This window comes from Clostridium vincentii (assembly GCF_002995745.1).
Taxonomy (GTDB): domain Bacteria; phylum Bacillota; class Clostridia; order Clostridiales; family Clostridiaceae; genus Clostridium; species Clostridium vincentii.
Map to the genome: position 1 here is coordinate 24,584 of NZ_PVXQ01000009.1, position 23,111 is coordinate 47,694.

Below are 23,111 nucleotides of genomic sequence, written 5' to 3' on the forward strand. Positions count from 1 at the left end.
TAAGAAAAAAAGCCTATTAATTTTCTTATTTTCAGCACAAAAAAACCTATGGCTTATCGCCATAGGTTGTTACACTCTTAATATTCTGGTTCAATTAATCCATAATCTCCATCTTTTCTCTTATACATTACATTTACCTTACTTGTATCTGCATCTTCATATACGAAGAAACTATGTCCTAACAACTCCATTTGTAAAACAGCTTCATCTGCTGACATAGGTTTAACGTTAAATCTTTTTGTTTTAACTATCTTTGCTTCATCTTCTTCATCATCTTTAATATCATCAGAATTAAAAGATGGGAATCTTAAAGATCCTCCTGAATTTTTTCTAGAGAGCTTCGTTTTTTGCTTTCTGATTTGTCTCTCTAATTTATCTTCAACTAAATCAATTGATTTATACATATCATCGGTACTTTCTTCTCCTCTTAATATAACTCCATTAAAAGGGATAGTAATCTCTACTATTTGTCTGTTCTTTTGTACATTTAAGGTTGCTCTTGCCTCAACATTAGACTCAAAATATCTATCTAATTTAGATATTTTCTTCTCTACGGTTTCCTTCAACGCAGGTGTTAACTCAATATTTTTTGCTATTACTGTGACATTCATATTCCCAGCCCCTTTCCTATGTTATAAATCTTTCACCCCAGCCTGGAATTGGTGGGTTGACTCTATTTTACACTTTTTTTGTTTAAAATTCAATGTTATTTTTCAGAATTTACAGAATATTTTGTATTATGACCTTGTCATACTCTTTTCCCCTTGCACCAGCTTGTTTTTACCACATTATATTATTTTTTTATGAAAAAATAGCCTATATAATCTTTAATTAATATTTCCTATTAACTAAAGATTATACAGACTATATTATTCCTTATAGGAAATCCAACTCACATACGTTCGCTGGGTAAGTTCGAATAACCAAATATAAAATTTGAATTTTTACTTAAATAAAGCTAGCTGACCTGGTCTTTGCCCCCACACTCGCCTGCTGGAACTTTTGCTACCCGGATTTAACCTCTCACTACTAATACTCTCAGTTACATACTGGCAGGACTAACATCTATACCGCACCATGCTCACTAGAACTTTGCCTAGGTTACGTGGATCGTTTTGCCTGCGACTGGCATCGACTTTCAACCACAGACCTAGCTTTATACTAATATTATATATGAGATCTGCCAAGAGTCAATATTTTTATCTCTTTTGCACCATTTTCTTTTAGTGCTCGTATACCTTCTTGTGTGGTAGCGCCAGTTGTAATAACATCATCAATTAATAAAAATTTATTTCCAAAAACCTGATTCCCGTTCTTAACTTTAAAAGCACCCTGAAGATTCACTGCCCTTTCTTCCTTGCTTAAAGTTTTTTGAATTTTAGTTTCCCTTATTTTTTCCAATGTATCTACTACCTTTATATTATTTCTAAAACCTAATTCCTTAGCCAAGTATTCACATTGATTAAATCCACGTTCCCTAAGGCTTTTATTACTAATCGGAATAAAGGTTAAGTAATAATCATTCCCTAGGTTCATAACTTTCTTTTCAATAAGGTTAACCAAAACCTCTCCAGCCGAAAAATCCTTTTGATACTTAAACGCTAGTATTAACTCTTTAAGAGGTCCTTTATAATAGCCAATACAAAGTTCTTCCTCTTTACAGAACGTTATCTTACTTTTACATTTATAACAAATCCCCTCTACATCAGACTCATTACAAATTATGCATGTAGATTCCTTTGGGTATATTATTTCAAGAATACCTCTTATTATTTGGCCTATGACTTTATTAATCTTTTTTCCCATATCATTTTATTAAACTCTCTTCCCATATTTTTTACATTGTCCATAGCTTCTGTAATATCTCTAGATACAAATAGCACCTCTGGCAGTATTTTATTTATCCGACCAATATTTCCACATATATACATAAGCTTTTTATAACTGTAATTCTTATCATCAGCGAAAAGAACTATAGCACCTTCTATCATAGAGTCTTCAAGTGATACCTCCATATAGTCTGTTATTATAAATATTGCCTTATCTTTTATTTTTAAACAACACTTCTTCGCCTTTCTATCATCCTTCTTGGAAATCATCATAATTCTAGCTCCATCCATATTAAGTTTATTCTTATAATATTCATAAACTAAAGCTAACTTCTCTGAATCAGGCACAAATAATACAACTCTCTTTTTTTGATTTCTAAACCATTTTAAATAATCATATAAACTATAGGGAATATCTTTTTTCAAATCTATCCTTGTAGTAATAAATCTAGGCTCCACAAATGGTTTGTTAACGTACATTGGAATTAATTCAAAAGAGTCTCCCAAAGGCGATACATTATCTATAGAATAAAGTATTCCCCGTTCCCCAAGACTACAAGAGAATTGATACATTTCTCTTAAACTTTTCTTTGTTAGTAGTGAATTATTTGATATGTCATCAAATATTACTAATTCATATTTGACTTCTACTTTTGACAAATTATTATAATGTATAAAATTAATATTATTATTCTCTTGCTCTTCTTCTAAATGACCATAAGTTATAGTCGTTTTTGTCTTTTCCAATCCTTCAATAAGTTCCTTATTCCCCCTATCACTTCCACAGACATAAAGAACTCTTCTCCCTTCTTTTATCACATCTAATATTATATCTATAAAAATTAATGTTGAATTATAAGGTGCTGTAATTATAGATAAACATTTAACTTTTTTTTTGTACCATTGAGCAATTTTCTTTACAGCAAAATCTAATTCTCCATAATTTAGCACATCTTTTTTATTCATCCCCTATCCATCTCCTTCTACTCTAGAATTTCATTAGAAAGTAACTCCTTTATTCTACTTTCTAATGAAGAATATCTTTCAGCGCTAGTTGAATTTGTAACCATATAATTTAAAGCCCTTTGATATCCTACAACAGTAACCAATTCTTTAGCGCGTGTAATGCCTGTATATAAAAGGTTTCTATTCATTAAAAATGGTGAACCCATAAATGAAGGTATTATCACAACCTTAAATTCACTTCCTTGACTTTTATGTATCGTTATTGCATACGCTAACTCAAGTTCTTCCATGTTTTCTACATTGTATATAACTTTTTTATCATCATCAAACATAACAGTTAAATTTCTACCATCATGACTAATTCCCTGAATAAATCCCATATCTCCATTAAATATTCCCTCTCCGTCTATACGATCCTCATCATTATATGCTGTCCATTTAATAGAATAATTGTTTTTAGTCTGCATGACCTTATCCCCTTCTCGAAGGATATTGTTTTTTTGTTTTCTCTCTCTCTTCCCTTGAATTGGCGGATTTAATATTTCTTGTAGTCTATCATTTAAATTAATTACCCCAAGTATTCCTTTTTTCATAGGGCTTAAAACCTGAATATCTCGCCTCTTATCCCAATTCTTATTAAAGCTTGGAAGTCTTCTATTAACTAGATCTAGTACTACATTTAAAATCTCATTTACATTTTCATTTTGAATAAAAAAGAAATCACTATCCTTTCTATTCAAAAAAGGCATTTTTCCTTCGTTTATTCTATGAGCATTAGTAATTATTAAACTTTCTGCACCTTGTCTAAATATTTCTTTTAACCTTACAACTTTAATTAATGTACTTCTAATTAAATCCTTAAGTACATTTCCTGCACCTACCGATGGTAATTGATCCACATCTCCGACAATTATTAATCTAGTTCCCATACCTATAGCCTTTAATAAATTGTGCATTAAAAATATATCTATCATTGATGCTTCATCAATTATAACTACATCTGCACCTAAGGGTTCTTCCATCATTCTTTCTTTCATCATATCATCAGGTTCATCTTCTGCAGTTATATCTAAGAGTCTATGAATAGTTTTAGCATTTCTTCCCGTAGACTGAGTCATCCTTTTCGCTGCTCTTCCAGTAGGGGCTGCAAGTAAAACCTTCATTCCTTGATTTTCATATATCTCTATAATAGATTTTATAATTGTAGTCTTACCTGTACCAGGTCCTCCTGTTATAATTTCTATCCCATTATTAAAAGCTCCTTCTATTGCCTCTTTTTGAGATTCTGCAAATGTAATTCCATTAATATTTTCAAAAGTTTTTATTTCAAATTGAATATCTGTGTTTATAGTCTGATAATTCTGCATTGATAACTTTGATATTTTCTCTGTGATTCCAAGTTCACTATAATTATACATAGATAAAAATACACCCTGTATCTTTCCTATCTTTTCAACATAAAGCTTTTCTTCAACTACTAGATTGTAGATATTCTCCTCTACCAGCTCATCTTTAATTCCAATAAGTTCTGCTGTTTCGCAAATAACCTTATCCTTTGGCATAAACGTGTTACCTGCAGCACAAAATCTTCCTAGGATAAATTCTATCCCACTCTTTATTCTTGAACTAGACTCCCTATCTATACCCATTAAACTAGCTATTCTATCTGCTGTTGCAAAACCAATTCCTTTTATTTCTCTGCATAATAAATAAGGGTCCTTCTCAATAATATCCTTTGCATTAGAGCCAAAGCTTTTATATATTTTCAAACATTGCCCATGATTTATCCCATACCCTTGAAAATATATCATTATATTTTGCAAGTCATGCTGCTCTAAATAGGACTGACATATAATATCAAACTTCTTTTTACCTATTCCTTCTATCTCTTGTAATCTATCTATATTATTTTCTAATACTTCTAGTGTACTGTCTCCGAAATGCTCAATCATCTTTTTCGCAGTAACAGGTCCAATTCCTTTAATAATCCCTGAAGATAGATATTTCTCCACTCCAGCTATTGACTTTGGTAATATTTCTTCACAACTATCTATACTAAATTGTTCACCGAACTGCTTATGTATCTTTATTTGCCCACTTAACTTAACCTGCTGTCCCTCTCTAAGGAAGGGGACAGTTCCGACTACTGTAACTTGTTTGCTCTTAGAATTCACTTTAGCAACCACATAGCCTGTTTCTTCACTTTTATAAACAATCCCTTCCACAAAGCCTTCTAAGACATACATATTATCGCTCCAAATCTAATATAATTATTTTTATTCTTTCCCTAATGTACTATAATTATAGCATAGGATAATACAGTATTTCTTATAGACTTTAGGAGGCGTAAATTTAATGATAATTAAAAACTGTAAAGTTATTTATCTTGATAGGATTGAAGCTGGTTCTGTATTAATTGAAAATGGTAAAATAAAAGAATTAAATCCTACTGACGACGGAACTAATGTTGTACTTGATGGCCAAGGTTTATACCTATCTCCAGGCTTTATCGATGTCCATATTCATGGTGCAGGTGGCTGCGATACTATGGATGGAACTCTTGAATCAATTAATACTATAGCGAAAACTATTGTTAAACACGGTACTACATCTTTTACTCCTACCACCATGACTGTGTCAATGGATGCTATCAAAACCTCAATGCAAGTAATTAAACAAGCTAAGTTTAAAGGAACAGAAGGTGCTAATGTTTTAGGTGCTCATTTAGAAGGACCTTTTATTAGCCCTAATGCTATAGGTGCTCAAAATCCAAACTTTGTAATTCTACCATCTATTGAAAATTACAAAGCCATAGTTGGTGATGCAGAGGATGCCGTTGTATCCATTACCTTAGCCCCGGAACTTGATGGAGCTACAGATCTTATTAAGAAGCTCTCTAAGGAGGGAGTTGTCTGTTCCCTAGGTCATACTAAGGCAACCTACAAGGAAGCAATTGAGGCAATTAAGAACGGCGCATCTCACTCAACTCACCTTTTCAACGCAATGACTCCTCTAAACCATAGAGAGCCAGGTGTTGTTGGTGCTACCTTTGATAGTGATATCAGCACTGAAACTATTTCTGACGGAATTCATATATCCTATTCGGCCCTTAGAATTGCTTATAAACAAAAAGGTACTGATAAGGTTTTGTTAATTAGTGATTCTATGGAGGCCTGTTGTATGGCTGATGGCGAATATTTATTAGGAGGTCAAGATGTAACAGTTTCGAATGGTGCTGCACGTCTTAGAAATGGTGCTTTAGCTGGTTCAGTACTAACTCTTGATAGAGCTGTCAATAATGTTTATAAGAATTCCAACTATCCTTTATACGAAGTAGTGAAAATGGCTTCATATAATGGGGCAAAGCATTGCAAGGTCCAAGATCATAAAGGCCTTATAAAAGAAGGTTATGATGCTGATTTAATTTTGTTTGATGAGAATATTAACGTTAAGAAGGTTTTTGTTTTAGGGAAGCTAGTCTTTGAAAATTAGCCTAAAACTAAAAAAAGGCAACTACTGGTTTAATCCAGTAGTTGCCTTTTTATTATAATAATTTCTTTATTTCTTCAACCTTGTTAAGTTGTTCCCATGGAAGATTTAAATCTATTCTTCCAAAATGTCCATAGGCTGCAGTTTGTTTATATATTGGTCGTCTTAACTCTAAGTCTCTTATTATAGCACCTGGTCTTAAATCAAATATTTTTTGTACTATTCTAACCAAGTTCTCTTCATCAACTTTTCCTGTACCAAAGGTATCTATCTCTATTGATACTGGTTTAGCCACTCCTATAGCATAAGCTAATTGAATTTCAAGCTTGTCTGCAACTCCTGCTGCAACTAAGTTTTTAGCTACCCATCTAGCTGCATAAGCCGCTGATCTATCAACCTTTGTTGGATCTTTTCCTGAGAAAGCTCCACCGCCATGTCTTCCATATCCACCATATGTATCAACAATAATCTTTCTTCCTGTTAACCCTGAGTCTCCTTGAGGACCACCAACTACGAATCTACCTGTTGGATTTATGTAGTATTTAGTATTATCATCTAATAATTCTGCTGGAACAACTGATTTTATTACATATTCCATAACGTCCTTTTTAATTTGCTCTAAAGTTACTTGCTCTCCATGTTGAGTTGATATAACTATAGCCTCTATTCTTTTTGGCTTATTATCTTCATATTCAACTGTAACTTGAGTTTTACCATCTGGTCTTAAGTATTTCAATGTACCATTCTTTCTGACTTCTGTAAGTCTTCTTGAAAGTTTATGAGCCATTGCTATTGGAAGAGGCATATATTCCGGTGTTTCATTAGTTGCAAACCCAAACATCATACCTTGATCTCCAGCTCCTACAGCTTCAACTTCATCCTTTTCTCCAGCTCTAGACTCTAAAGCCTCATTAACTCCCATCGCTATATCTACTGACTGTTCATCGATTGTAATCATAACTGAACATGTATCACAGTCAAATCCATATTTAGCTCTATCATAACCTATCTCTCTTATTGTCTCTCTAACAACCTTTGGAATATCCACATAACAATTAGTAGTTATTTCTCCCATAACCATAACCATTCCTGTTGTTGTACATGTTTCACATGCAACTCTTGCATTTGGATCTTCTGATAAAATAGCATCTAACACTGCATCTGATATTTGATCACACATTTTATCTGGATGTCCTTCTGTAACTGATTCTGATGTAAATAGTCTTTTCATCTTAATTCTCCTTTCAATAGTTCTTTACAATAAAAAAACCCTTCCATAAAGAAGAGACTCATTTCTTAATCTCTCTCATCTTGTAGACATATTATCTACGGAATTGGCACCTTGTAATATTACAGGTTGCCGGGTTTCACAGGGCCCTATCCCTCCACCTCTCTTGATAAGAGTTTCTATTTAATTGTTACATAGATAATAGCACATTAATTTTTGAAATTCAATAATATATTTAAAAAATCATTCTCAGGTTTATAAATATTAACCTACCAATTTATAAGTAATAAGCATAAAAAAAAGCAAGAATAATCTTGCTTTAATGATGGTGGATGAGGATGGATTCGAACCATCGAAGCGAATGCAACAGATTTACAGTCTGCCCCCTTTAGCCACTCGGGAACTCATCCATATTTTATTGGAGCTAGCAATAGGAATCGAACCTACAACCTGCTGATTACAAATCAGCTGCTCTACCGTTGAGCCATGCCAGCATTTTTATTAAATTAATTGATTGATTTTTATTTAATGGTGGATGAGGATGGATTCGAACCATCGAAGCGAATGCAACAGATTTACAGTCTGCCCCCTTTAGCCACTCGGGAACTCATCCATATTTTACTGGAGCTAGCAATAGGAATCGAACCTACAACCTGCTGATTACAAATCAGCTGCTCTACCGTTGAGCCATGCCAGCATGCTTATTAAATTAATTGATTGATTTTTATTTAATGGTGGGCACAATAGGGCTCGAACCTATGACCCCCTGCTTGTAAGGCAGGTGCTCTCCCAGCTGAGCTATGCGCCCATTAAATTAAATATGGTGGATGAGGATGGATTCGAACCATCGAAGCGAATGCAACAGATTTACAGTCTGCCCCCTTTAGCCACTCGGGAACTCATCCATATTTATATTTTGTCGTATCAACACTTTATATCCGCATTTGGCCAACAATAGTTAGTATATATTCAACCGGCTTTTATTTCAACCCTACAATAGCACTATTTAGCTCAATTATTTCTATATTACTCTTGTTTAATAGGTATTTCTTCAATTTAATATACCGTCTATATTTTTAATACTTAAATACTATTTCGTACTTTCTCTTCATATATTTAGTCATGGGGAGGTGTACTAGGTGGTTAAAAGAAAAATACATTATAAGTCTGCACTATCTTACTATGAAATTGCTGAAGGGATACGGGATTTTATTAATGATGATACAATAATAGTTTGTATAGGAACTGATAGATGTATAGGAGATTGTCTTGGTCCTTTAGTTGGAACTATATTGGAAGATAACTTATTTCCGCTTCCCATATATGGTACCGTGGCAACTCCGATTCACGCATTAAATATAGATAAAAGATTAGACGAAATTAACAAATCACATCCTACCGCCTGTATAATAGGCATTGATGCCTGTTTAGGCGAAAATAAATCTATAGGAGAAATTCACACTAGAGATTATGCAATTCACCCAGGTAAAGGTGTAGGGAAGTCACTACCTGATGTGGGAATGGCCTCTATTATTGGAATCGTTGATGCTAGTGATAACTATGATTTTTTTTCATCTCGTTCCATAAGATTATCCTTAGTCTTAGATATGGCTAAAGTAATCTCTAAAGGTATATTACATGCCTATTACTTGAATAAGGGCATAAATATAAAAATATAAAAGAATTTAACACTATTAAATACAAAATAATATTAAAAAAAGATTGGATTTTGTATCTCCAATCTTTTTTTTGCATATCCTCATTATTCTAATAGCAAAACAATCTCTTGTGAATTTATGTCTTGGTCCAATTTATCTAAATAATTCAACATTTTCCCCATGCCTTCGACTACACATTCTACAGAATTTTCTGCTACATGTACATTAACTCCAGTCTCAAACTGAATAAGCTTGTCTAATCCATCTAAAAGAGAACCTCCACCAGTCATTAAAATTCCATTTTCAATAATATCTGCTACCAATTCTGGTGGAGTATTCTCTAATACATTTTTTACACTTTGTACAATAGAATAAGTAGTTTCTTCGAAAGCCAATCTAATCTCATCTGTAGATATTTCTATTTCATCTGGTAATCCACTTACTAGACTTCTTCCCTTAATTGTAGTAGAAATATCTCTATTTCCTTTAAAAACAGTTCCTATAGAAATCTTTAGATTCTCTGCAGTCTTTTCTCCAATCATAAGCTTATACTTCACTCTAATATATTTTACAATAGCTTCATCAAATTTGTTTCCTGCTACTTTTATTGAATTTCTTACTACAACTCCTCCTAATGAAATAACTGCAACGTCACATGTACCACCACCAATATCTAATACCATTGATCCATTCGGCTTAGATATATCTATCCCTGCTCCTACGGCTGCAGCTAGTGGTTCTTCAATTATATGAACTCTTTTTGCTCCTGAGTTCCTAGTAGCCTGTATTATAGCTCGTTTCTCTACCTCTGTAGCTTGCACTGGTATACAAACTATTACCTTTGGTGCAACTATATTTCTCTTACCTACAGCCTTCTTAATAAATTCTTTTAACATTTTTTGTGTTAGGTCATAGTCAGATATTACCCCATCTCTTAACGGTCTCACGGCAACTATATTTCCAGGAGTTCTCCCTATCATCTTTTTAGCCTCTTCTCCTACAGCTAAAACCTTGTTGTTATTCTTATTTATTGCAACAACAGATGATTCATTTAATATAATCCCTTTACCTTTTTCATATATCAACACAGTGGCTGTACCTAAATCTATACCTAAATCTGCTCCTCTTCTCCAAAACCACATTTTTATTCACTCCTAAACTAATTTTTACAGCATAATACTTTTTTTGTATTTTCTTTATAAAATTAATTATATATATAATATGGTTATCATTCAATAGCTTTATACTTTAATTTTGTAGCTATCCCACCTCTGATATGCCTTTCTGCTTTGTTTAGTTCTAGAATACAATGGGTTTTTTCTGCAATTAACGGATTTATTTTTGGTAATCTTTCAGTCATATCTTTATGAATTGTACTTTTGCTAATACCAAATACCTTTGCAGTTTTTCTTATTGTGGCCTTTGACTCAATTATATATTGCGCCACTTCAAGTACCCTTTCTTCAATGTAGTCTTTCAAAATGATGCCTCCTTAACTAACTATATTTATAATTATGCAAGTTTCATTGTTTAAATCACTTATTAATCAGTCATTTTCATCTCGAAAATGACTGATTAATAGCTTTTATATCTATTATTACTTACTCTTATATGAAAAATACTTTAATGGATCAACTTGTTCGTTATTTGCATTAAAAACTTGTAGATTCAAACGACCTTCAGTCTCATCATTATCAAATATCACAGGAACTTTACCCACCTTACCTATTACAGTTCCAGTGGCTACCGTATCTCCCTGCTTAACTGATAAACTAGCATCAAGATAGCCATACTTAGTTTTTATTCCATTAGCATGCTTTATTACGACTATCACACCTTCATCTACATTTCCTTTCCCAGCGCTCTCAACAACACCTTCAGCCGCAACCTTCACATCAGATCCAACAGCAGCATTAATATCAATACCACTAATTGTTCTCAAATCAGTTTCGCTAATCTTTACTGGTTTAGGATATGTATATTCCCTAACCAAATTACCTTCTATCGGATTTGTAAACTTAACTTCGCTATTTGCCACTACTTCTGCTGTGGCAACCTCACTCTCAGTATTTTCTACTCTTTCAGCATTTTGAACCTCATTATTTACGTTGCTATCATCAATATTTAGACTAACTTCTTTATTACTATTTTCCTCAATCTTTGATTGAGCTTGGGAATCCTTTGTTTTTTTGATAGCAACTGTTGCTACCGTAGTGATAATACATAAGCATACGAATAATACTACGTAGAAACCCTCCTTCTTAAAAAAGTCTTTTGCCTTTTGTTTATAATTTTTATCCATATAAACACCTCCTTTCTCTATTCTTTCCTTAATTAATAACTTAATACATTTTTACATTAATTTTATTTCCCTATATTTCTACATTTTTTATCCTAATAAAGAGTCATTGATTTTTGAGCAAAAAAAAAGAAGCTAAAACTTCTTTTAATTAACATATTTAATCTTATCAATTTCAACTCCAGTATAATAATGTTTTAGTATGACATCATATTTTTCCCCAGTTTTAGCCATAGCATTAGCGCCCCACTGACTCATTCCCACACCGTGACCGTAACCTTTACAACTTATCTTAACCGAATCCTTACTAAATTCAAGAATAAAGTTAGCTGAATTTAAACCTAATAACTGTCTAAATTTAATTCCTGATACACTTTCTTCTCCTAACTTGATCTCCTTTACTCCTCCACCATCTGTTCTTGATGAAATACTTATTTTCAAAGCTGCATCTGCTGTTGTAAGATTTGCTTTTGGGTATACTTTATTTATCTTATTAACAAGTTCAGCCATTTTGATATCTATTGATGTCTCATATTTAGGAGCTATCTCTTCACCTGGACTATCAATAGATTGTAAATAGGGTATTTCATCTGATAGAACATCAACCGCACTTTCAGTCTTCCCTGAACTAGTGGCAAAAAATTGAGGATACTTTACTATATCGCCATCGTATATTAAGACTTGTCCCTTTGTAGCCTCTACTGCACTTACAATCTTGTTCCAATTATTTTCTGCTTCACTTCCTGCCCAACTGTTCATACGTTCTTCTTTGCTTATATAAACTTGGCAATGGGTTGAGTTGCATATTTCTCCTCCCTTAGCCTCTGTACAAGGTGATAATCGCTTAGAGAAATAATATGTTCTTGCAGCTACTGCCTGAGCTTTAATAGCTTCCTCACTGAAATTAGCAGGCATTTCTGCAGAAACTACCCCTGCAATATAATCTTCTAAGGGTATCTCTTCTATTTTGTCAGTTTCTCTATTATACATTTTTACTACATCTGTTCCACTTACCAATACCCCTTCACCCTTAACATATCTAATTGAATTTTCATCAATACCATAAGAATTTAAAAGTTGTTCTGGCGATACTATAAAAATAACACTAAATATTATCATAAATCCTAGTATACAAAAGGTCATAGCGATAACTATTTTTGATTTTTCAAACATATTACCTTTATTCACTCTGTTTCCTCCTCATCAAATATCTCTTAAATATATGCTTATGTAACACTTCATATAACTTATTATATATATAAAGATAGGCCTTGTGGAGGATACTTTATCAATACCTTCCGCAAGACCTTCTTCTATAAATTCTGTTCTTTTATTCTTGTACTCTAATAATATTTGCTCCTAACTTTCTTATTTTTTCCTCTATATCAACGTACCCTCTATCTATATGATATATATCTTTAACTTCAGTTATGCCCTCTGCTACTAGTCCAGCAAGGATCATTGCTGCACCTGCCCTTAAATCAGTCGCCTTAACCTCACATCCAGTAATACACTTAACTCCTTCTACATAAGCAGTCCTTCCATCAATTTTAATTTTAGCTCCCATTCTTGCAAGCTCAGCTACATGCATAAATCTATTCTCAAATACAGTTTCCGTAATCATACTAGATCCTTCCACCATACTTAAGAAACTCATCATCTGCGGCTGCATATCCGTTGGAAATCCAGGATAAGGCATAGTCTTTATATCAACAGGTTTTTTGATTCCTCTACCATCAACAATTACACTATAATTTTCTTCTATAAAAATAATTCCACATTCCTTTAGCTTTTCCATTAGAGGTCTGATGTGATCTTTATTAATTCCATTAACTTTAATAATACTATTAGTCATTGCTGCTGCTATCATGAATGTCCCAGCTTCTATTCTATCGTAAATAGGCTTATAGGATATTCCTTTTAGAGATATTACTCCATCGATTATTATCTTGCCTGTTCCTGCACCTTCAATCTTAGCTCCCATTAAATTTAAAAAATTAGCCAAATCCCATATCTCTGGCTCTTCTGCGGCATTTTCAATTATTGTTGTTCCTTTAGCTAATACTGCGGCCATCATTATATTTTCCGTTGCTCCTACTGAAGGGAAATCCAAATAAATTCTATTACCATATAATTTTTCTGCCCTGGCTTCTATGATTCCATGCCCTGATGAAATATCTGCTCCTAAAGCCTTCAATCCTTTCAAATGCAAATCAATTGGTCTACTCCCTATATTACATCCACCTGGCAGAGATAATTTGCAATATTTAAACCTGGCTAGCATCGGGCCCATAAGTAAAAAAGAAGCCCTTATTTTCCTAATAAGTTCACAATTAGTATCTATTGGTCGAAGATTTTCTGTGTTTATATTTAAATTTCCATTATGATTTGATAAATCTACATCACAATTTAATTCCCTTAATAGATCACAGATTACAACTACATCCTCTAACATTGGTGCATTTTCTATGATAATTTTTTCTGGGCATAGGATAGATGCTACAATAATCGGTAGTACTGAATTCTTTGCAGCACTTATATTTACTTCACCCCTTAGTTTATTTCCACCTGTAATTATTATTTTTTCCATATTCTCCTCCATAATAAATTGTTAGTATGTTGCAAATATTATTGGTGTTCCCATAATTAAATAAGAACCTGTATCATAGCAACTTATTGCAAAGTTAACCTTCTCTCCATCATATAAATTAGCTGTTCCAACATAACCATTATAGGCATCTAAGGTGCTTATGTTTTCCATTGCTAATCTATTGTTTATGGTCTCTAGAATTTTATCTTTATAATTTATTTTACCCTTTATATACTGAAAATATTTTATGCCATCACTATTTTTTGATTTTAATTGGGACAAGTCCTTCATTAAATCTGATATTGTAATCTCTTTGTTATAATTTATAATTTTAATTTCCACTATTGTATTATTATCTTCAACATAAATATTAGCTTGTATATCCATACTATTATCTGCTCCTGTAATTTGCTCCTCATCACAGGTTATATTCTTTTCTGGAAAGGACTTACTAATATTATGTTTCAATTCTTTTAAAACTAATTCATCATCTGTACTTGTCTTATATTCAACTTTTACTCCATTTTCTACAAATGAACTTATCTCTCTAACTTGTCCTTCTATTTCAGTAGCTACCTTTTCTTTAGGTACCGCTTCTATAGTACTAAAGGAAAATAAGAATACTAAAATAAGGCATATTTTATATTTCATATACACCCCACCTTTCCTCTTAATTATGGTCAGCTATTACATTTTTATTCAGTTTTTCTTTATACTCTAATATATAAATTTTATTTATTTTGGTGAAAGTTAATTTATAATCAAAAAAAGAACACCCTATTTTGAGTGTTCTTTAAAATTTATTCTTGTTATGGATCTTGCCAGTGCCAATTTAGCCCTTGCAATATCATATTTTGATGAGTTTTGTATTCTCTTCTCTGCTCTTTTCTTAGCAGCTAATGCCCTATCCAAATCAATTTCTTCTGCACTCTCGGCAGAATCCAAACAAAAAGTAAGTTCATTATCAACCATATTCATGATACCTTTAGAAGTAGCCAGTTCTATCTTATTACCATCCTTATCAATAATAACCGTCACACAAGGTATTGTGCTAAGTATAATTGGAGCATGATTACATAAGAATTGTAACTCTCCATTAACAGTTTTCACGAATACTTTCTCTACTTCGTCTTCTAAAATCACTCTTTCAAGAGATAATATTTTAAATTTAAAGGTTTTGGCCATTCTTCTCAGCCCCTTATTCTAAAGTTTTAGCCTTTGCTAAGACGTCTTCTATAGTTCCTGCAAATAAGAAAGCAGATTCTGGAACATCGTCATGCTCTCCTTCTAATATTTGTTTAAATCCTTTTACAGTATCTTTTACAGAAACATACTTACCAACCATGCCAGTAAATTGTTCTGCTACTGTAAATGGTTGTGAAAGAAATCTTTGAATTTTTCTAGCTCTTGTAACTACAGCTTTATCCTCATCTGATAATTCATCTACTCCAAGTATTGCTATAATATCTTGTAATTCTCTATATCTTTCTAGAATATTTTTAACTTCTGTAGCCACTTCATAATGTTCTTTACCAACTATTCTTGGATCAAGGATCCTCGAACTTGATTCTAACGGGTCAACTGCTGGGTATATACCAAGTTCTGTAATGCTTCTTGATAAAACCGTTGTAGCATCTAAATGTGCAAATAAAGCAGCAGGTGCTGGATCTGTAAGGTCATCTGCTGGTACATACACAGCTTGCACCGATGTAATAGAACCATTAACTGTAGATGTAATCCTTTCTTGCAAAGCTCCCATTTCAGTGGCTAATGTGGGTTGATATCCAACTGCTGATGGTATTCTACCAAGCAAAGCTGATACCTCTGAACCGGCTTGAGTGAATCTAAAAATATTGTCAATAAATAATAATACATCTTGACCTTTATCTCTAAAATATTCTGCCATGGTAAGTCCTGTTAACGCCACTCTCATCCTTGCACCTGGTGGTTCATTCATTTGTCCAAAAACTAATGCAGTTTTTGAAATAACTCCTGATTCCTGCATTTCACGATATAGATCATTACCCTCTCTTGATCTTTCTCCAACCCCTGTAAATACAGATAATCCACCATGTTCTTTTGCTATATTGTTAATTAACTCTTGAATTAAAACAGTTTTACCTACTCCGGCTCCACCAAATAATCCAATCTTACCACCTTTTTGATAAGGTGCTAATAAATCTATAACCTTTATTCCAGTCTCAAACATTTCAGGCTCAACTGATAGATCTATAAAGCTTGGAGCTGCCCTATGGATTGGATACTTTTCCTTATAATCAACAGGTCCTTCATTATCCACAGGCTGCCCAAGAACATTAAATAATCTTCCTAAAACTCCTTCTCCAACTGGCACTTGAATAGATTTTCCAGTATCTATTGCTTCCATTCCTCGTCTCAAGCCTTCAGTTGCTTCCATTGCAATTGTTCGTACAACATCATCTCCCATATGTTGTTCAACTTCTGCAACTATTACTCTTTCACCCATACTAATGCTAATGGCATTATATAGATTAGGTAGAGAATCCGAATCAAACTTTATATCTATTACTGGTCCAATTACTTGAACTACTTTCCCAATTTTACCAGGCATCTAACATACCTCCTTACTATTTTTAAGCATTTGCTCCACCAACTATTTCTGATATTTCTTCAGTTATACTTGCTTGTCTAATTCTATTATATCTTAAACTCAACTCTGATATTATATCATCCGCATTGCTTGTAGCACCGTTCATAGCTGTCATTCTAGAACTTTGCTCACTACATTTTGAACTTAAAATAATACTTCTTAACTTTCCTTTAAGATAAATTTCTAGTGAATTAGCTAATACAGTTTCAAAATTAGGTTCAAAAATTTGTTCTCTTACCGTTTCTTCAAGTTTATCTATAGGTAAAAGTAATTCATCCTTAACATCTTGTTTAATGGGAGAAACAAATTTTGTATATACTATATGAACTTCTGAAACCATCTTCTGACTATATAAGCTTAAAGCTTTTGCAATAATAGTCTTAACTTCCTTAATTGTTGGACTATCTGATATATCAACGTACTCTTCTACTGTTTCTAACCCAGCGCGTCTAACATAAGACACACCTTTGCTTCCTACAGTAATCACAGATGCATCATTTTTATGTTCTCCAATTAATTGTTGAAGATATGCAACTACATTATTATTATAACCTGCACATAATCCTGAATCAGAAGTTATTACAATGTATAACTTCTTAGTACTATCATTCTTTTTAAAATATGGGCTTTCTGAATCAGATTCTGCGCTTGCTAATGATTTAATTGTGTTTTCTGCTACAATTAGATATTCCTCATTACCAACTAATTCTTTTCTACATTTTCTAAGCTTCGACGTAGAAACAAGTGCCATGGCACTTGTTATTTTCCTTGTACTTTTTACTGATTTCATTCTTCTTTTAATATCAACTAGTCCTCCTGCGCCCATAGCTTCACCTCCTAAAGAAGTGCATAGCTTTAAAATCTATGCCTCTTGCAAAAATACCTTCTTATAGTAAACTATGGATTCCTCTAGTCCAGCTTTAATTTCACCTGTTAAAGTTTTTTCATCAACAATTCTTTTTAATAAATCTCTTTGATGAGTATCCATATATTCTAAGAAGCCTTGTTCAAATTTTCTTATATCACTTACTTTTATATCTGAAAGAAAATCATTGACAGCTGCATAAAAAATTGCAACTTGCTTTTCAATTCTCATAGGTTCATATTGATCTTGCTTTAATATTTCTATTAATCTTTTCCCTTTTTCTAACCTTTTCTTCGAATCCTTATCTAAATCAGTTCCAAATTGTGCAAATGTTGCAAGTTCTCTGTATTGTGCAAGTTCAAGTCTTAAAGTACCTGATACCTGTTTCATTGCCTTAATTTGGGCATTACCACCAACTCTTGATACAGATATACCTGCATTTACAGCTGGTCTTTGTCCTGAATGGAATAAATCAGCCTCTAAGAAAATTTGGCCATCTGTAATAGAAATAACATTTGTAGGAATGTATGCTGTTACATCTCCTGCTAAGGTTTCTATTATTGGTAATGCGGTTAATGAACCTCCACCATATTCAGGCGAAAGCTTTGCAGCTCTTTCTAATAGTCTTGCGTGAATGTAGAATACATCCCCAGGATAAGCTTCTCTGCCTGGTGGCCTTCTAAGAAGTAATGACATAGTTCTATATGCTACTGCGTGCTTAGATAAATCATCGTATATTACTAATACATCCTTACCCTTATTCATAAAATACTCACCAATAGTACATCCTGCATATGGAGCTAAGTATTGCAATGGTGCTGAATCTGCTGCTGTCGAACTAACTATTATAGTGTAATCCATAGCTCCTTCTTCACTAAGAGTATTATAAATATGAGCCACAGTTGATTGTTTTTGTCCAATAGCTACATATATGCAAATTACATCTTTTCCTTTTTGGTTTATTATTGTATCTATTCCAATGGCTGTTTTACCTGTTTGTCTATCCCCAATAATAAGCTCTCTTTGACCTCTACCTATTGGTATCATAGAATCTATAGCCTTAATACCTGTTTGCATAGGTTCATTTACTGAACTTCTTTGTATTATTGTAGGTGCTGGAACTTCTATAGCTCTATTTTCCTCACATTTTATAGGACCTTTACCATCAATAGGAGTACCTAGTGAATCTATTACCCTACCTATTATGGCATCCCCTACTGGAACTTCAACTATTTTATCTGTTCTCTTAACGATATCTCCTTCTTTTATGCCTTCCTCTGAACCCAATAAAACGCAACCTACGTTATCCTGTTCAAGGTTAAGAGCCATTCCATATACATCATTAGGAAATTGTAATAATTCTCCTTGCATACAATCATCTAATCCATATACTCGAGCAATACCATCACCAATTTGAATTATTGTACCAGAGTCTACTGTTTTAATATTGCTTTCATATCTTTCTATTTCTTTTTTAATAATAGAAGTTATTTCTTCTGGCTTTATATTCATGAACTCACCTCGATTCTTTCTTAAGCATTATGTCTTTCATCTCATCTAATCTAGATTTGACAGTGCCATCTATAACATCATTTCCTACTCTAACAAAAACTCCACCTAAAATATCTTTATCAACTTCTGTTGTCATAATGATTTTCTTATCATACTTCTTCTCAAGCTTTTTCTTTAAGGTTTCAGCTTCAGCCTCTAGCATAGGTACTGCAGTTTTAACTACAGCTATTAAAGTATTTTCTCGTTCGAGATGAATCTTTTCCATCTCATTTAATTTTTCTCTGATATATACTATTCTATCCTTTTCAATAAGTATCAATAAAAACGATAATAGCTCTTCATCAATACTTCCTTTGAAAATATTAATGAAGGTCTGTTTTTTCTTTTTTGTACTTATTTGAGGATGTTTTATAACATTTTTAAAGTCCTCATTATTATCAATTAAATCACATATGGCTCTAAGGTCGCCTAAATATTCTTTAACCTTACCTTTTTCTTCTGCAACTCGGTATAAGGCAAGAGCATATCGTTTATCTAAATACTCATACATATTTAAATGCCTACCTTAGTAATAAAATCATTAATTAACTCTCTTTGTTTAGAATTTTCTATCTTTTCCTCTAATGCCTTAGTTGAAATTTCTATAGCTAAATTAACAACATGTTTCTTAAGCTCAAATTCAGCTTTTTCTCTTTCACGTTCTATCTCTAGCTTAGCTCTTTCCATTATAGTTTTAGACTCTGTATTTGCTTCCACTAATATTTCATCATAGATTTTTGTGGCCTTAATCTTTTTCTTCTCTATTATCTTCTTTCCCTCTTCTTTTGCAGACTTTAGGATTCTCTCATTTTCAATAAGATATAGTCTTGCTTTTTGTGAATCTTCATCAGCCTTTACTATTTGAGCTTCTGTATAATCTTCCCTATCCTGTATAGCTAATTTTATTTTATCCCATAGGAAATGTTTCAATAATAAAATTATTATTCCAAAGTTTATTAAAGTTAGTATAAAGGTAGATGGATCTAGTCCTAATGCTTCCATAATTTTTATAGCCTCCCTTCGGAGTCAATCTAATTAACTCTAAAATTAAATTATTTTACAAATATTAGTAATAATGCAACTATTAATCCATAAATAGCTGTAGCTTCTGAAAGACCTGCTCCTAAAACTAATGCACCTTGAATCTTACCCGACGCTTCAGGTTGTCTTGCAATTGCCTCTGTTGCCTTTCCTGTTGCTATTCCAATTCCAATTCCTGCCCCAATTCCTGATAACACAGCAATAGCTGCTCCAATAACTGTTAAATCCATAATTTTTCCTCCTTAAAATTCACTATTTCTAGTGATGTTCTGCTGTAATTTTAATATTAATCATTGTTAGCATTACAAATACTAACATTTGTATTCCTCCGTCAAACATATCAAAATATATATGTCCAACTATCGGCAATCCAATCCCTGCTATCCATGTTATGCTCTCTAAAAACTCATAAAGCATTTCAACAAGTATTGTTGCTGCCAACATATTCCCAAATAATCTTAGCGCTAGAGAAAATGGTAACATTACTCTTTCTAGAATATTAATTGGCAACATAAATGCATAGGGTTGTGCTAATCCCTTCATGTACTTTAAAGCACCATTTTTCTTTACTGCTGTTCCATTAATTACAAAAAAAGTTGATACTCCAAGTGCTAATGTTACACTTAAATTTTGAGTTGGTGGCTTTATTCCTAATACCCCTAATAAGTTCATCACTAATAAATAAATAATTATTGTCCCTATATAAGGAACATAGTTTATAAACTTCTCACCCATATTACTTTTAACAAGATTCTCCACAGTAGTATATAGAGTCTCTAATACTACTTGTTTTTTATTTGGGTTCTTCTTCAAGTTTCTTGTTAAAAGAAAAGCGCTTATTCCCAAAATTAGTATTACTACCCACTGCCATATTATTTCTTTACCAATAATGAGTGAAAAGCTACCAATTTCAAAAGAAAAGATAGGTATTACTGGTTCCAAACCTAATCACTTCCCTTCTTTAGATATTATGCAATAACCTAGTACTATAAAATGTGATGTGAAACCTATTAAATATGCTGCTATCAGTTCAAAATTATATATAAAAGGTACTGCACAAATAGTTACAAAAAAAATTCTAAGTGTTGTTGTTATTAACACCCTATAAGATTTTCTTTCCAGCCATTTTGATATTGCATACACACTCACTATATAATTAACTGCTGCTATAGATATTCCTAGTAAAAAGGCTATGGCAATTTTTCGATTTAAGACTGTTCCGATAAGTAAAGACATAAATAATCCGCAAATCATATCATATTTTGTGACTTTTGATCTTAATTTATTCATCTCTTTATTCATCAAACACACTCCAAACACGATATATTAATTATATATCCATCATATTTATTAACAAAACTTCATTTATAGCTAAATTCATCCAAAAATGCCGTATATCATTGATATGATGAACAATATAAGGCATTATCTTACCTTACATACATAGATATCGTTAATACATAAATTTATAACCTGCTATTCATATTTCTGAATTTTCTGACAGTTCAAACTTTTCCTGTTATTGCCTTGATAACATTTTCATTTTATATTATTCAGATTTAATTTTTATTTAATACTCTAAATACTCATGTTTCCTTTATATTATACTATTCTAAAACTATATGTATTTACTAGGTATCCGAACAATTGACTATTTTTTTTTATTATTATTCATATTTTTCTCAGAAATATACTTTTAAAGTCTATGCAATTTTTTCCTTAGCCATCATATCCCTTTATTTACATCTATATACTGAAGAATTCATCTTTTATCTTAATACTTATAGTAGGTGACAACTCATTTAATTTATTAAAAATCTCTTCTTTAGTTCCACCTGTAGCTGGTGTAGGAACATAATCATTTCTACTCTCAACTGAAGATATTAATATGGGTATAATTTTATATTCTATCTTTTTTATATCTCCGTCTTCCAAATTAAACTTTCCCTGAAGAATGAAGGTTCGCTTATCCCGAGGATTCGAGTTTCCTCCAAAGCAGAAATTTCCGAATGAATATGCTATAAGTTTTCCCTTATAGTTTTCCATTGTTTGCATAACATGAGGATGAGATCCAACAACCATATCTGCCCCATTATCTATAGAAAATCTAGCTAATTCTTTTTGAATTTCATTCGGGTTATAAGAATTTTCTTCTCCCCAATGAAAATATGGAATTACTATATTAACTCCCTCTTCCTTTAAATAATTTATATCACTTTTAATCTTGTCTTTCTGTTCATTAGATGAATCCCAACCGTTGTATCCTAAAACACCAATTTTTATACCCTTAACTTCTTTAATTATTTTATATCCTTCTCCGCAATAATCTAAATTACTTTCCTGTAGCGCTTCTACAGTATCATTAAACCCTTGGCTACCATAATCATAAATATGATTATTAGATAAAGTTACACCTTCTATTGATGAAGATTTTAATATATTGGTATAATCTTTAGGTCCCTTAAAATGATATGCAACGCCTTCTCCTTTATTTCTCTTACCAATTGCCTGTGTGAAAGTGGTTTCCAAATTAATAATTGTATAATCATCTTCACTAAATATAGGTGAAACATTTCTCATTAACTTAGAATAATCATTTCCGTAGTTTTCAATTTCACTTGGAAGGCTTCCTTCAAATGCAAAATTTGTATCTGTTCCCAGCGTACAATCTCCTGCTAGTGAGATAATAATTTCCGTGCTCTTTATATTTTTTTCTTCTTCTATAGTTGCTTCTAATTCTATAAGGTTGTCTTCTCTAATTTTAGAAATTTCACTCTGTTGCTGAACTTTTTGATATATTATTACTGCACAAGTTAATATTGATAGAGAAATTATCGATGATATAAGTATTTTCTTACGCGTTGCATTTCTTCTTTTTATTCTTCTATTGTTTACCCTCACCCTCTTTTCCCCCTATATATATATAAAAAAGGAGCTAACCTAAGTTAGCTCCTTTTTTTTGTAAA

Annotated in this window: 23 protein-coding genes, 6 tRNA genes and 1 riboswitch; of the genes, 2 read left to right on the top strand and 27 right to left on the bottom strand. The window is 32.4% G+C overall.

Annotated features, from left to right (window positions below):
* Positions 1-77: 77 nt before the first annotated feature.
* From hpf to recD2, 4 genes are all read right to left on the bottom strand, one after another.
* The gene (gene hpf / locus CLVI_RS05795; RefSeq protein WP_106059173.1) at positions 78-611 is read right to left on the bottom strand and encodes a ribosome hibernation-promoting factor, HPF/YfiA family; all 534 of its coding nucleotides are present in this window, start codon (positions 609-611) and stop codon (positions 78-80) included.
* 556 nt (positions 612-1,167) lie between these two features.
* Positions 1,168-1,806, bottom strand: coding sequence for a ComF family protein (locus tag CLVI_RS05800; RefSeq protein ID WP_106059174.1), 639 nt, complete (start codon positions 1,804-1,806; stop codon positions 1,168-1,170).
* Positions 1,779-2,795: a hypothetical protein gene (locus CLVI_RS05805; protein ID WP_106059175.1), complete on the bottom strand. Its 1,017-nt coding sequence runs from the start codon at positions 2,793-2,795 to the stop codon at positions 1,779-1,781. Before CLVI_RS05805 ends, CLVI_RS05800 begins: the two co-directional genes overlap by 28 nt.
* 17 nt (positions 2,796-2,812) lie before the next feature.
* Positions 2,813-5,041, bottom strand: coding sequence for an SF1B family DNA helicase RecD2 (gene recD2 / locus CLVI_RS05810; protein ID WP_106059176.1), 2,229 nt, complete (start codon positions 5,039-5,041; stop codon positions 2,813-2,815).
* Between the two features lie 109 nt (positions 5,042-5,150).
* Here recD2 and nagA point away from each other — a divergent pair, with 109 nt between their 5' ends.
* Positions 5,151-6,287, top strand: coding sequence for an N-acetylglucosamine-6-phosphate deacetylase (gene nagA / locus CLVI_RS05815; RefSeq protein ID WP_106059177.1), 1,137 nt, complete (start codon positions 5,151-5,153; stop codon positions 6,285-6,287).
* Positions 6,288-6,339: 52 nt separating this feature from the next.
* Here the strand turns inward: nagA and metK are convergent, their stop codons facing one another.
* The 7 genes from metK to CLVI_RS05850 form a co-directional block, all read right to left on the bottom strand.
* Complete coding sequence (metK, locus tag CLVI_RS05820) at positions 6,340-7,515, bottom strand: methionine adenosyltransferase (protein WP_106059178.1); 1,176 nt, start codon at positions 7,513-7,515, stop codon at positions 6,340-6,342.
* 72 nt (positions 7,516-7,587) lie between these two features.
* Positions 7,588-7,688: riboswitch (SAM riboswitch) on the bottom strand.
* 150 nt (positions 7,689-7,838) lie between these two features.
* A tRNA-Tyr gene (locus CLVI_RS05825) sits at positions 7,839-7,922 on the bottom strand.
* A gap of 9 nt (positions 7,923-7,931) precedes the next feature.
* Positions 7,932-8,006, bottom strand: a tRNA-Thr gene (locus tag CLVI_RS05830).
* Positions 8,007-8,041: 35 nt separating this feature from the next.
* Positions 8,042-8,125, bottom strand: a tRNA-Tyr gene (locus CLVI_RS05835).
* A 9-nt stretch (positions 8,126-8,134) separates the two neighbouring features.
* Positions 8,135-8,209 (bottom strand) — tRNA-Thr (locus CLVI_RS05840).
* Positions 8,210-8,244: 35 nt separating this feature from the next.
* Positions 8,245-8,320: transfer RNA gene (locus CLVI_RS05845), tRNA-Val, on the bottom strand.
* A 13-nt stretch (positions 8,321-8,333) separates the two neighbouring features.
* A tRNA-Tyr gene (locus tag CLVI_RS05850) sits at positions 8,334-8,417 on the bottom strand.
* A 234-nt stretch (positions 8,418-8,651) separates the two neighbouring features.
* Between CLVI_RS05850 and yyaC the strand changes: the two genes are divergently transcribed.
* Positions 8,652-9,191, top strand: coding sequence for a spore protease YyaC (gene yyaC, locus CLVI_RS05855; RefSeq protein WP_106059179.1), 540 nt, complete (start codon positions 8,652-8,654; stop codon positions 9,189-9,191).
* A gap of 83 nt (positions 9,192-9,274) precedes the next feature.
* On the opposite strand, the gene mreB is transcribed toward yyaC, so the two are convergent.
* The 16 genes from mreB to CLVI_RS05935 all read right to left on the bottom strand — a co-directional run bounded on the left by mreB (position 9,275) and on the right by CLVI_RS05935 (position 23,046).
* On the bottom strand, positions 9,275-10,312 hold the full coding sequence (gene mreB / locus CLVI_RS05860) for a rod shape-determining protein MreB (protein WP_106059180.1): 1,038 nt from the start codon (positions 10,310-10,312) through the stop codon (positions 9,275-9,277).
* Positions 10,313-10,398: 86 nt separating this feature from the next.
* Complete coding sequence (spoIIID, locus tag CLVI_RS05865; RefSeq protein WP_106059181.1) at positions 10,399-10,650, bottom strand: sporulation transcriptional regulator SpoIIID; 252 nt, start codon at positions 10,648-10,650, stop codon at positions 10,399-10,401.
* 117 nt (positions 10,651-10,767) lie between these two features.
* Complete coding sequence (locus CLVI_RS05870) at positions 10,768-11,472, bottom strand: peptidoglycan DD-metalloendopeptidase family protein (protein ID WP_106059182.1); 705 nt, start codon at positions 11,470-11,472, stop codon at positions 10,768-10,770.
* Positions 11,473-11,616: 144 nt separating this feature from the next.
* Positions 11,617-12,657 (bottom strand): stage II sporulation protein D, encoded by a 1,041-nt coding sequence (gene spoIID, locus CLVI_RS05875; RefSeq protein ID WP_341458737.1) that lies wholly within the window; start codon positions 12,655-12,657, stop codon positions 11,617-11,619.
* A 142-nt stretch (positions 12,658-12,799) separates the two neighbouring features.
* Positions 12,800-14,059, bottom strand: coding sequence for a UDP-N-acetylglucosamine 1-carboxyvinyltransferase (gene murA, locus CLVI_RS05880; protein WP_106059183.1), 1,260 nt, complete (start codon positions 14,057-14,059; stop codon positions 12,800-12,802).
* A 21-nt stretch (positions 14,060-14,080) separates the two neighbouring features.
* Complete coding sequence (locus tag CLVI_RS05885; RefSeq protein ID WP_106059184.1) at positions 14,081-14,710, bottom strand: hypothetical protein; 630 nt, start codon at positions 14,708-14,710, stop codon at positions 14,081-14,083.
* Between the two features lie 126 nt (positions 14,711-14,836).
* Complete coding sequence (gene atpC, locus CLVI_RS05890; protein ID WP_106059185.1) at positions 14,837-15,244, bottom strand: ATP synthase F1 subunit epsilon; 408 nt, start codon at positions 15,242-15,244, stop codon at positions 14,837-14,839.
* Between the two features lie 13 nt (positions 15,245-15,257).
* The gene (atpD, locus tag CLVI_RS05895) at positions 15,258-16,649 is read right to left on the bottom strand and encodes a F0F1 ATP synthase subunit beta (RefSeq protein WP_106059186.1); all 1,392 of its coding nucleotides are present in this window, start codon (positions 16,647-16,649) and stop codon (positions 15,258-15,260) included.
* Positions 16,650-16,671: 22 nt separating this feature from the next.
* Entirely contained in the window at positions 16,672-17,514 is an 843-nt protein-coding gene (gene atpG, locus CLVI_RS05900) for an ATP synthase F1 subunit gamma (RefSeq protein ID WP_106059187.1), read from the bottom strand.
* A 36-nt stretch (positions 17,515-17,550) separates the two neighbouring features.
* Positions 17,551-19,065 (bottom strand): F0F1 ATP synthase subunit alpha, encoded by a 1,515-nt coding sequence (atpA, locus tag CLVI_RS05905; protein ID WP_106059188.1) that lies wholly within the window; start codon positions 19,063-19,065, stop codon positions 17,551-17,553.
* 4 nt (positions 19,066-19,069) lie between these two features.
* On the bottom strand, positions 19,070-19,615 hold the full coding sequence (locus CLVI_RS05910) for a F0F1 ATP synthase subunit delta (protein WP_106059189.1): 546 nt from the start codon (positions 19,613-19,615) through the stop codon (positions 19,070-19,072).
* Between the two features lie 2 nt (positions 19,616-19,617).
* A complete protein-coding gene (locus tag CLVI_RS05915) occupies positions 19,618-20,106 on the bottom strand; it encodes a F0F1 ATP synthase subunit B (RefSeq protein ID WP_106059190.1) in 489 nt (162 codons plus the stop codon).
* Between the two features lie 50 nt (positions 20,107-20,156).
* Positions 20,157-20,375: an ATP synthase F0 subunit C gene (atpE, locus tag CLVI_RS05920; protein ID WP_106059191.1), complete on the bottom strand. Its 219-nt coding sequence runs from the start codon at positions 20,373-20,375 to the stop codon at positions 20,157-20,159.
* Between the two features lie 28 nt (positions 20,376-20,403).
* Positions 20,404-21,087, bottom strand: coding sequence for a F0F1 ATP synthase subunit A (locus tag CLVI_RS05925; RefSeq protein WP_106059192.1), 684 nt, complete (start codon positions 21,085-21,087; stop codon positions 20,404-20,406).
* 6 nt (positions 21,088-21,093) lie between these two features.
* Complete coding sequence (locus tag CLVI_RS05930; protein ID WP_106059193.1) at positions 21,094-21,447, bottom strand: hypothetical protein; 354 nt, start codon at positions 21,445-21,447, stop codon at positions 21,094-21,096.
* A 444-nt stretch (positions 21,448-21,891) separates the two neighbouring features.
* Positions 21,892-23,046 carry a CapA family protein gene (locus CLVI_RS05935; RefSeq protein ID WP_106059194.1) on the bottom strand — a complete coding sequence of 385 codons (1,155 nt, stop codon included), beginning with the start codon at positions 23,044-23,046 and terminating at the stop codon, positions 21,892-21,894.
* Between the last annotated feature and the right edge of the window lie 65 nt (positions 23,047-23,111).

Coding starts and splice junctions, on each gene's coding strand:
- hpf (WP_106059173.1), bottom strand. CDS start 611: ATGAATGTCACAGTAATAGCAAAAAATATTGAGTTAACACCTGCGTTG.
- CLVI_RS05800 (WP_106059174.1), bottom strand. CDS start 1,806: ATGGGAAAAAAGATTAATAAAGTCATAGGCCAAATAATAAGAGGTATT.
- CLVI_RS05805 (WP_106059175.1), bottom strand. CDS start 2,795: ATGAATAAAAAAGATGTGCTAAATTATGGAGAATTAGATTTTGCTGTA.
- recD2 (WP_106059176.1), bottom strand. CDS start 5,041: ATGTATGTCTTAGAAGGCTTTGTGGAAGGGATTGTTTATAAAAGTGAA.
- nagA (WP_106059177.1), top strand. CDS start 5,151: ATGATAATTAAAAACTGTAAAGTTATTTATCTTGATAGGATTGAAGCT.
- metK (WP_106059178.1), bottom strand. CDS start 7,515: ATGAAAAGACTATTTACATCAGAATCAGTTACAGAAGGACATCCAGAT.
- mreB (WP_106059180.1), bottom strand. CDS start 10,312: ATGTGGTTTTGGAGAAGAGGAGCAGATTTAGGTATAGATTTAGGTACA.
- CLVI_RS05870 (WP_106059182.1), bottom strand. CDS start 11,472: ATGGATAAAAATTATAAACAAAAGGCAAAAGACTTTTTTAAGAAGGAG.
- murA (WP_106059183.1), bottom strand. CDS start 14,059: ATGGAAAAAATAATAATTACAGGTGGAAATAAACTAAGGGGTGAAGTA.
- CLVI_RS05885 (WP_106059184.1), bottom strand. CDS start 14,710: ATGAAATATAAAATATGCCTTATTTTAGTATTCTTATTTTCCTTTAGT.
- atpC (WP_106059185.1), bottom strand. CDS start 15,244: ATGGCCAAAACCTTTAAATTTAAAATATTATCTCTTGAAAGAGTGATT.
- atpD (WP_106059186.1), bottom strand. CDS start 16,649: ATGCCTGGTAAAATTGGGAAAGTAGTTCAAGTAATTGGACCAGTAATA.
- atpG (WP_106059187.1), bottom strand. CDS start 17,514: ATGGGCGCAGGAGGACTAGTTGATATTAAAAGAAGAATGAAATCAGTA.
- atpA (WP_106059188.1), bottom strand. CDS start 19,065: ATGAATATAAAGCCAGAAGAAATAACTTCTATTATTAAAAAAGAAATA.
- CLVI_RS05910 (WP_106059189.1), bottom strand. CDS start 19,615: ATGTATGAGTATTTAGATAAACGATATGCTCTTGCCTTATACCGAGTT.
- CLVI_RS05915 (WP_106059190.1), bottom strand. CDS start 20,106: ATGGAAGCATTAGGACTAGATCCATCTACCTTTATACTAACTTTAATA.
- atpE (WP_106059191.1), bottom strand. CDS start 20,375: ATGGATTTAACAGTTATTGGAGCAGCTATTGCTGTGTTATCAGGAATT.
- CLVI_RS05930 (WP_106059193.1), bottom strand. CDS start 21,447: ATGAATAAAGAGATGAATAAATTAAGATCAAAAGTCACAAAATATGAT.